Annotated in this window: 1 protein-coding gene; it reads left to right on the plus strand. The window is 58.8% G+C overall.

What is annotated here, in order from left to right; translation table 11 throughout:
* The first annotated feature begins 156 nt into the window (after positions 1-156).
* Positions 157-777: a general stress protein gene (locus K359_RS0147985; protein ID WP_029085252.1), complete on the plus strand. Its 621-nt coding sequence runs from the start codon at positions 157-159 to the stop codon at positions 775-777.
* The last annotated feature ends 846 nt before the right edge of the window (positions 778-1,623 follow it).

The raw sequence follows: 1,623 nt of genomic DNA on the forward strand, positions 1-1,623 counted from the left end.
ATGCTGGCTACGCCAACGTCACCGAACTGAAGAAGGACGACAACGGCGTTTGGCGCGGCCAGGCCAGCAAAGGCGGATCGGCCACTGCGGTAAGCGTCGACTTTCAAGGCAACGTCAATTCAGCCAAATAATTCGGCCAAGTAAGAAGGATGCAAAATGACCATTACGATTTCTCGTCTTTACGACAAATACAATGACGCCCAGCAGGCTGTTCGACGCCTCGAGGCTGCGGGCGTGCCGCATTCGGACATCAGCATCGTTGCCAACAATTCGGATAGCTGGTTCAGCACCGACAAGAAGGTGGATCGTGACCGCGATGGTGTCGACGATCGCGCCGAAGGTGCCGGCAAGGGCGCTGGCATCGGTGCGGGCCTGGGTGGCGCCGCTGGTCTTCTTGCCGGCCTCGGCTTGCTCGCGATACCTGGTCTTGGGCCCGTTGTCGCAGCTGGTTGGCTGGCCGCGACTGCGGTTGGTGCTGCCGCGGGAGCAGCTACGGGCGGAATTGTCGGAGCGCTCACGGAGGCCGGCGTTTCAAGAGAGGACGCGGACACTTACGCGGAAGGAGTTCGTCGCGGAGGTACGCTCGTGTCGGCGCGCGTAGCGGACGCGGAGCGGTCTCGCCTTGAGACAATTCTCGACCAATCGTCCGTCAATTTGCGTGACCGGAGTGCCGCCTGGCAAAAGGCCGGATGGAAATCATTCGATCCTGCCAGCCAGCCTTACGGCGCCGAACAGATTCGCGAGGAGCGGCAGCGTTACGGTGGGTCACTGCGTTAAAAAGAACATTGCGACGGCTTGCTCGGGCAAGCCGTCGCTTATTCAGTCTTAAATGAACGAGTCGTGATGTACCTCGTCGTATTATGCGAGGACGATTGCAATGGATGAACGCAAGCGACCGCAAAGAGCTACAACGGCGGTTGGAACAAGCACAACGGATGGCAAGTGCTCCGGTTGACTACCCTCTGACCAAAGAGCGAGTGGCAAAATTGATTTGCGATATCGAAGAGCAATTGAGGTAGGCCGCCTCAGTTGATGGCGCCGCCCAACTGGGGGACCAGAAAGGATGCAGCCGAAGACAAAGAGCATATCTGCCCAGCCTGCAATGGAACGGGCTTCCCGGCGGTTGCACAGCCGCTACACCCGGGTCACCGAATCTATCCGGTCAAATGCAATGTCTGCGAAGGCAAGGGCAAGATAACGGATCTTTACTGAGGCCTCACGAGGCCCTCTTGTTGCTGGTGGCTGCTCCGCTCTAAGCCCGGATTGACCGACTACTTGCGTCGAAACCGTAGCGATGCGCAACCTCTCGTGGATTGCGAACCGGCGCTGTAATCGCACGCATCAAAGGCTATCCCACAAAGATCACGTTCGGCGAAATGCGCGAAACCGGCGCAACGCGCATCATCGTTTTCTGCAAGGACTATCGGACTATCAGTGCTCTCACAACGTCCAGATGGACGCTTCGAGATGGCCGGACGAGCTGCGTCTGTCCGATCTCGAGCCGCGCTTCACCTGCACAGCTTGCGGCAAGCGTGGCTCGATCATTCGTTCGGTTGATGCGCCCCCGAGGATGGGCACCGGTTAATGGGAGTCGCTAGCAATCGCGGCATGAGGCGATGGCGG

Source organism: Bradyrhizobium sp. th-b2, assembly GCF_000426785.1.
In the GTDB taxonomy this organism is placed as follows: Bacteria; Pseudomonadota; Alphaproteobacteria; order Rhizobiales; family Xanthobacteraceae; genus Bradyrhizobium; species Bradyrhizobium septentrionale.

Excerpts from the sequence above, each read along its gene's own strand:
- K359_RS0147985 (WP_029085252.1), top strand. The coding sequence starts at position 157 with ATGACCATTACGATTTCTCGTCTTTACGACAAATACAATGACGCCCAG.